The organism is Phytohabitans kaempferiae, assembly GCF_042433955.1.
Lineage (GTDB): Bacteria > Actinomycetota > Actinomycetes > Mycobacteriales > Micromonosporaceae > Phytohabitans > Phytohabitans kaempferiae.
Window position 1 is genome coordinate 23,300 of sequence record NZ_JBHLUH010000051.1, and the last position, 6,953, is coordinate 30,252.

Here is a 6,953-nt window from a genome sequence, read left to right on the forward strand (position 1 = left end):
ATGACATCGCTGGAGGCGGTGGCCACCTACCTGCCGGAGCACCGCGTGCCCATCGAGGAACTGGCCGGCGAACTCGACCTCACCCCGATGCAGGTACGCCTGTTCCGCCGCTTCCACAAGCTCGCCGACGTGTGCCGCGCGCCCGGCACCACGCCCATCGACCTTCTCCTGGCCGCGGTGTCCAAGCTGGACGACCTGCCGGCCGTGCGGCACCGCGTGCGTTACGTGCTGTGGGCGCGCACCTTCCCGGTCGTCGTGCCGTACCCGCTCAACCCCCTCGACGCCATGTGCCGGCTGCTCGGGCTCGACCACGCGGTCGCGTTCACCGTCACGCACCACGCCTGCGCCACCGGCCTGCTCGCGGTCGACGTGGCCGGGCGGCTGCTCGCCCACGCCCAACCCGACGCGCTCGCGCTCGTGGTCGCCGGCGAGAAGGCGTTCACCCACGACGCGCGGGTCGTCCCGGAGACCTCGGTCTTCGGCGAGGGCGCCTCGGCCTGCCTGGTGCGGCACGAGGGCCCCCGCGACCGGCTGCTGGCGTACGCGGCCAACCAGCGCGGCGACTTCGACGACGAGATCACCACCGACATCACCCGGTTTCAGGACGAATACCAGGCGTCGCTGATGGCGACCATCCAGGCGGCGGTAGACCGGGCCGGGCTCACGCTCGACGACATCGACCTGGTGCTGCCGCACAACGTCAACATCGTCGCCTGGCAGCGCCTGTGCCGCCGGCTCGGCTATCCGGTCGGCCGGGTACTGCTGGAAAACGTACCGCTCACCGCGCACGTCTTCTGCGCCGACGCGTTCGTCAACTACCAGACCGCCCGCGCGCGAGGGCTGCTGCGGCCCGGTGACCGGTACCTGGTCGCCGCGGCCGGGGCGGGGCGGGGGGCGACGTTCTCGGCGATGGTCTTCGAGCACTGATGGGGTGATACCACTATGGAGCAGCTCGACATCGACCTGCGACCGCAGGTCGTGCAGAGCATCCGCACGCTGCTGCCGCGGGTGCTGCGCAAGGAGATGCCCGATCCGACCGAGCAGAGTCGGCTCATGGAGGACCTCGGCATGAGCTCCTCCAGCACGCTGGAGCTGATGCTGGAGCTGGAGGAGGATCTCGCCCTCCAGATCGACGTCGAAGACATCGACCGCGACGACTTCGCGACGGTGGGCACACTGGCCGACTTCGTCGTGCGCCACCTGATACCGGCGGAGTGAACCATGCTGTGGCTGGCGCGGGCCGCCCGCCGGGTCTTCGACGAGCCGGCGGCGCGCACCGCACACCCCGGGCACGAGCCGCACTACGCCGGCTACCTCGCCGACCTCGTGGGGCCGTACGGGCTCACGCCCCGCCCGCCCGCCGGCGGCCAGTCGTACGGCGAGATGGCCGCCGCGCTGATCGCCGACATCGTGCGCCCGGACGAGCCGGTCGACCTGCTGGTGCTGGCGTTCGCGGTGCCGGACGTACGCCCCGGGCGGGCGACCGCCACCTACCTGAGCCACGTGTGCCCGGGCGGGCCGCTCGCCTTCGCGGTCTGCGACCAGGGCGTGGCGGCGGGCTTCACGGCGCTCCAGATCGCACAGTCCTATCCGGACCTGCGGCGTGCGCTCGTCATCGTGGTCGAGCAGGCCACCCTCCACTACGACCTGCCGGCCCCCGCTCCCCTGCCGGCCCGGCACGCCGGCGTGGCACTGCTGTGCGGCGACTCAGGCGTCGCGCGGGTCGGGCCGGTGCGCTGCGCGCGAAACGGGGCGCTCCCGGCCGGCACGCTGGATCCGCCGGCCGGGCAGCCGTACACCGGCGTGTGGTGGGCGCTCGCCGGCGAGCTCGCCGACCCCGCGCCGCGCCGCGTCGTCGTCGCCGACCGCGACCCGGTGCTCGGCTACACATGCAGCTCCACAGTGGACTTCATTGGGCTGGAACGGGACGGGGGTGGCGGCGGTGTCCGAGTGGGACTGGGGGCGGCCTGAGGAGCTGTCCGCGCGGATGGACGCGTTCCTCATCGACGGGGCGATCTGCGACAAGCTGGAGGAGGTCGGCGATCCCCCGTTCGACGCCTCGTTCCTGCGGGGTCTTGGCCTGACCGGCGTGGAGTTCGCGGCCTGGAAGAGCCGTCACCCCGCGGCGCTCGCCTCCGACGTCGTGCCGCTGCGCACCGCCGACTCGACCGCCGCTCCCGGCCGCGTCTACCGGGTCGACGGCGAGGCGTACTTCGCGGCGCTCGACATCACCACCACGCTCCCCTTCGCCGACGGGAGCGTCGACTGGGTCTACGCCGAGCACCTCATCGAGCACGTCTCGCTCGGCGCCGGCATCGCCTGGCTCGCCGAGGTGCGGCGGATCCTCGCGCCCGGCGGGCTGCTCCGCGTCACCACGCCCGACCTGGCGACCTATGTGGAGGGTTACCGCGCCGGCGAGGCGTTCTTCGCCCGGCACCGCAAGCGCATGCGGGCCGCCGGCCTCGGTCCGCCGATGCCGGCGCGGCGGGCGTTCATGTTCAACCAGATGTTCTACCTGTACGGCCACCGCTGGATCTACGACCTCGACGAGCTCCGTCACGCCCTCGAAGCGGCCGGCTTCGACCCGGCGGCGGTGCGGCGGTGCGCGTTCCGGGAGGGGGTACGGCCCGACGTCGCCGACCTCGACCGCGTGCTGCGCAACGACGAGAGCCTGTACGTGGAGGTGACCGCGCCGGCCTGACCGGTGCTCAGGGCGGCGTGGCCCCTTCGGTGGCGGTGTGCCTCGCCGCGCCCGCGTCCTCCCCGCGGTTTCGGTGTAGAACGGGCTCATGAGCTATCCACCGATCCTGTACACGGGCGAGGGCGGCGAGATCACCGCCACCTACCGCCCGGACGGCCACGAGCCCGAGTTGACCTATCCGAAAACCGGCAACACCGTGCACTACCTGGCGACGAACGCGTCCACGGCCGGGCAGTTCGGCCTGTACCGCTGGGAGATGGGCCCCGAGCCCAGCGGCCCCGACCCGCACTTCCACCGGTCGATCTCCGAGTCGTTCTACGTCCTCACCGGCACGATCCGCATCTACGACGGCACCAGGTGGATCGACTGCACGCCGGGCGACTTCGTGCATGTGCCGGCGGGAGGCGTACACGGCTTCCGCAACGAGTCCGGCGCACCGGCGTCGATGCTGCTGCACTTCGCGCCCGGAGCGCCCCGGGAGGGGTACTTCGAAGGGCTGCTCGACCTCGCCTCGAAGTCCGATGAGGAGCGCTCCGCCTTCTTCCTGGAGCACGACAACCACTGGCTCTGACCCGTTTCGGCAGCTCGATGGTGGACCGTCCCGACCGGGGCGGGTCACCTCGTCTACGGCGTCCTAGGAGGCTAGGTCCCCGACATCGATCGCGACCGTGCGGCGCTGCCGCACCGCGCCGCCGGCGGGCGGGAAACTGGACGGCATGCGGCGGCGCGGGCTCATCCCTGTGACGATCGAACGCCTCAGCTGACCGCGCCGCTCGCGCGGGACTCGAACAGCACGGCCAGGCCGTCGAGCATGCGCTGGAGTCCGAACTCGAAGGTCTCCTCCCAGCCCATGTCGAACGCGTTCTCGTCGAGCGCCGCCATGGCCGGGTACTTGCCCGACTCCATCGCCCTGACCAGCACCGGGTAGTGCTGGCCCCAGAACTCCTCCTCGCTGACGCCGCTCTCCTCGGCCGCGCTGTAGTACTGCACGTACTGGCGGGCGTAGCCGGCGACGAAGCCGTCGAGCGTGATGACGACCGCCATCCGCTCCTGGTCGCTGAGCCCCAGCCGGTCGAGCGCGCCCACGACCAGCTCGAGGCCGGCGAGGCTGTTGGGCCCCATCACCGGCCGGGTCCAGTTGATGTGGAGCAGCCAGCGGTGGTCGAGGTAGAGCCGGTACGACCCCCGCGCGACCGCTTCGAGCACCGTGCGCCAGCCCTCGCCGGCGACCCGCTCCGCCGCCTCGTTGGGACCGGAGACCTTGTCGAGCATGAGCGCGAGCAGCTCGGCCTTGCCCGGCACGTACCGGTAGAGCGACATCGCGCCGACCCCCAGCTCGGCGGCGACCCGCCGCATGGAGAGGGCGGCGATGCCGTCCCGGTCGGCGACCGTGATCGCCGCCTCGACGATCGTCGGCAGGGTCAGGCTCGGCTTGGGCCCGCGGGAGGGTCGCCCGCCGTCGCCCCAGAGCAGATCGATGCTGCGCCGTAGCTGCTCAGAGCCGTTTGTCTCGCTCGTCATGGTGCGGTCATCCTATAAGCGTTGCTATCTGGGTACAGCGTACGCTAATCTGCGTACATCGTACCCAGATTGCTGGAGGCACTGGTGAGCTCCGATTACGTGGTCCGCACGGAGGGCCTACGGAAGCGGTATGGCGACACACACGCCCTCGACGGGCTGGATCTTGAGGTTCCCCGCGGGCAGGTCTACGGACTGCTCGGTCCCAACGGCGCCGGCAAGACGACCGCCGTGCGCGTCCTCTGCACGCTGATCCGGGCCGACGGCGGGCTGGCCGAGGTGGCCGGCTTCGACGTGCGGACCCAGCCGCGGCTGGTGCGGCGGCGGATCGGCCTCACCGGGCAGGCCACCGCGGTCGACGACGCGATCAGCGCCCGGCAGAACCTGGTGATGTTCGGCCGGCTCTTCCACATCGGCAAGGCGGCCGCCCGGCAGCGGGCCGACGAGCTGCTGGCCCAGTTCGGGCTCGCCGACGCCGCGGACAGGTCCCCCAAGAAGTTCTCCGGCGGGATGCGCCGCCGGCTCGACCTGGCCTCCAGCATGATCCTCGCGCCCGAGGTGCTGTTTCTGGACGAGCCCACCACCGGCCTCGACCCGGCCGGGCGGCGCGAGGTGTGGCAGGCGGTCGGCGACCTGGCCGCCCGTGGCACCACCGTCCTGCTCACCACGCACTACCTGGACGAGGCGGACAAGCTCTGCGACCGCATCGCCGTGATCGACCAGGGGCGCAACCTCGTCGAGGACACGCCGGATGGCCTGAAGCGGCGCATCGGCAACGAGCGGCTCGAAGTGGTCGCGGCCGACCCGGCGGACCTGCCGGCGATCGAGGCGATGCTCGACAAGGCGGGGGCCGGCGAGCGTACGCCCACAGTGGACGATGCCACGCTCGCCGTCAGCGTCGCCGTTGACAACGGCGTCGCCGCCCTCACCGAGATCGCGGCCGAGCTGCGCGAGCAGCGGCTCACCGTCGCCGACCTGGGCCTGCGCCGCCCGACCCTGGACGAGGCATTCCTGCAACTGACCGGAGCGCGCCAATGACCACGCTTTCGATCACGCCCGATGCCGACGACAGCTTCGCCAGCCGGGCGAAGTGGGCGGTCACCGACTGCTGGACGATCCTGGTCCAGGAGATGACCCACCTGGTCCGCCAGCCCTCCACGTTCGCCTGGCAGCTGGGCTTCCCGATCGTCTTCGTGCTGCTGTTCGTATACGTCTTCGGCAGCGCGATGGACGTCACCGGGCAGGGCGCCGGCACCGGCTACCTGGAGTACGCCATGCCCGGCCTGTTCGCCATGACCATGGCCTTCGGCTTCATGAACACCGCCTTCCCGATGGCGATGATCAAGGAGAAGGGCTTCATCGACCGCTTCCGCTCCATGCCGATGGCCCCCTCCGCGGTGGTCACGGGGCGTGGCCTGGCCGACATCATCCAGGCCACGGTCGACCTGGCGATCCTCGTCGCCATCGCGCTCATCCTCGGCTGGCGGCCCGGCGGCAGCCTCGCCGAGACGCTGGCCGCCTTCGGGCTGCTGCTCTGGCTGCGGCTTTCGCTCATCTTCGTCGGCGTCCAGATCGGGCTGATGGTGAAGAACACCGAGGCGGCCGGCAACCTCTTCGCGCTGGCCTTCCCGTTCGGGATGCTCTCCTCGGTCTTCGCGCCGCCCGACCTGATGCCCGGCTGGCTCGGCACGGTCGCCGCGTGGAACCCGGTCTCCGCCACCGCCGGCGCGATCCGCGACCTGTTCGCCGCCCCGGCCGTGCCCAGCGGCTACTGGATCGAGGAGCACGCCATCGCGGCCGCCCTCCTCTGGCCGGCCGTCATCGCCGCGCTCTTCCTCCCCCTGGCGGTACGGCAGTACCAGCGCCTGAGCCGGTGACCAGATCCGCTGGGTTCGCACCGACCGAGGAGCCGCCTTCGTCATGACCTCGGAGGTAATTGCTCCGTGGGATGGCGCCGTTCACTCTGGATCTCGGACGGATGCTCATCCCGTTGCCGCAGGCTCAGAGGTGAACACGCCACGGAACTCGTGCCGCTACCCGGCGCCTGCGGGTTCGGAGAGAACCAGAGAGGTTTCGGGGTCGAGGTGGTCGCGTGGCTGGGCCGCGTTCGGACCTGGTGTCGTCTGTGCGAGAAGCTATCGAGCTGGGCGCACCGATGCGCCCAACCCCCGGGACGGGCACCGGATGCGCGGCTCGTGGTGTGGATACCGGCTCCGGCGGGCCAGCCGCGCCGGACCCGGCGGGCTGTGTGGGCCCCGCATGGGTCTACGTCCCTGACATAGCCTCTTGCGAAGCGACCAGGCCCGGACCGAGCGCCGCCGGTCCAACCAACTATCCCGACCTATCGCCGGGCTGAGGGAGTGTGCCGGCGATTCGGCGCGAGTTGGGCGCGTTGGTGCGCCCAGCTCGACAGCTCTCTTGAACACGGACCCGACCTGCCGCCCGGGGCAACCCCGGGCTGGTCGCGGACAACATCTTGCCGTAAGCGAGCACTCAAGATCCAGAGGATGGTGCCCGGGACCAAGGCCGCCCGCGTTGGGTCGGGTCGAGATCGTGGGGACGCGGAGGGTGCGGCTGCGGGAGCAGCGGCCCAGAGCGCGACGGGCATCGCGGCAGCTCCCCTCTGTCAAACCGGAATCGAACCGCGACGCAAAGCGCGAACCTCGACCACGAAAGATCTCTAGCGGTAGTTTGTTGACTTAGGTCCGATTTGAGTTGTAGCTTCAGGTTAGGG

At 71.0% G+C, this 6,953-nt stretch carries 8 protein-coding genes; 7 read left to right on the forward strand and 1 reads right to left on the reverse strand.

The window, feature by feature from the left end:
• The 5 genes from ACFFIA_RS24350 (at nt 1) to ACFFIA_RS24370 (ending at nt 3,272) form a co-directional block, all read left to right on the forward strand.
• On the forward strand, nt 1-927 hold the full coding sequence (locus ACFFIA_RS24350; RefSeq protein WP_377254106.1) for a 3-oxoacyl-[acyl-carrier-protein] synthase III C-terminal domain-containing protein: 927 nt from the start codon (nt 1-3) through the stop codon (nt 925-927).
• Nucleotides 928-942: 15 nt separating this feature from the next.
• On the forward strand, nt 943-1,218 hold the full coding sequence (locus ACFFIA_RS24355) for a phosphopantetheine-binding protein (protein ID WP_377254108.1): 276 nt from the start codon (nt 943-945) through the stop codon (nt 1,216-1,218).
• Between the two features lie 3 nt (nt 1,219-1,221).
• Nucleotides 1,222-1,971: a 2-hydroxy-acid oxidase gene (locus ACFFIA_RS24360; protein WP_377254110.1), complete on the forward strand. Its 750-nt coding sequence runs from the start codon at nt 1,222-1,224 to the stop codon at nt 1,969-1,971.
• Nucleotides 1,943-2,701, forward strand: a complete 759-nt coding sequence (locus tag ACFFIA_RS24365) for a class I SAM-dependent methyltransferase (RefSeq protein WP_377254112.1) — start codon at nt 1,943-1,945, stop codon at nt 2,699-2,701. Before ACFFIA_RS24360 ends, ACFFIA_RS24365 begins: the two co-directional genes overlap by 29 nt.
• An 88-nt stretch (nt 2,702-2,789) precedes the next feature.
• Nucleotides 2,790-3,272, forward strand: coding sequence for a cupin domain-containing protein (locus ACFFIA_RS24370; RefSeq protein ID WP_377254114.1), 483 nt, complete (start codon nt 2,790-2,792; stop codon nt 3,270-3,272).
• Between the two features lie 185 nt (nt 3,273-3,457).
• Here the strand turns inward: ACFFIA_RS24370 and ACFFIA_RS24375 are convergent, their stop codons facing one another.
• Nucleotides 3,458-4,222 (reverse strand): TetR/AcrR family transcriptional regulator, encoded by a 765-nt coding sequence (locus ACFFIA_RS24375; protein ID WP_377254116.1) that lies wholly within the window; start codon nt 4,220-4,222, stop codon nt 3,458-3,460.
• 81 nt (nt 4,223-4,303) lie between these two features.
• Between ACFFIA_RS24375 and ACFFIA_RS24380 the strand changes: the two genes are divergently transcribed.
• Both ACFFIA_RS24380 and ACFFIA_RS24385 read left to right on the forward strand, forming a co-directional pair.
• Complete coding sequence (locus ACFFIA_RS24380) at nt 4,304-5,257, forward strand: ATP-binding cassette domain-containing protein (protein ID WP_377254124.1); 954 nt, start codon at nt 4,304-4,306, stop codon at nt 5,255-5,257.
• Nucleotides 5,254-6,096 (forward strand): ABC transporter permease, encoded by an 843-nt coding sequence (locus ACFFIA_RS24385; protein WP_377254118.1) that lies wholly within the window; start codon nt 5,254-5,256, stop codon nt 6,094-6,096. Before ACFFIA_RS24380 ends, ACFFIA_RS24385 begins: the two co-directional genes overlap by 4 nt.
• The last annotated feature ends 857 nt before the right edge of the window (nt 6,097-6,953 follow it).

Coding starts and splice junctions, on each gene's coding strand:
- ACFFIA_RS24350 (WP_377254106.1), top strand. CDS start 1: ATGACATCGCTGGAGGCGGTGGCCACCTACCTGCCGGAGCACCGCGTG.
- ACFFIA_RS24355 (WP_377254108.1), top strand. CDS start 943: ATGGAGCAGCTCGACATCGACCTGCGACCGCAGGTCGTGCAGAGCATC.
- ACFFIA_RS24360 (WP_377254110.1), top strand. CDS start 1,222: ATGCTGTGGCTGGCGCGGGCCGCCCGCCGGGTCTTCGACGAGCCGGCG.
- ACFFIA_RS24370 (WP_377254114.1), top strand. CDS start 2,790: ATGAGCTATCCACCGATCCTGTACACGGGCGAGGGCGGCGAGATCACC.
- ACFFIA_RS24375 (WP_377254116.1), bottom strand. CDS start 4,222: ATGACGAGCGAGACAAACGGCTCTGAGCAGCTACGGCGCAGCATCGAT.
- ACFFIA_RS24385 (WP_377254118.1), top strand. CDS start 5,254: ATGACCACGCTTTCGATCACGCCCGATGCCGACGACAGCTTCGCCAGC.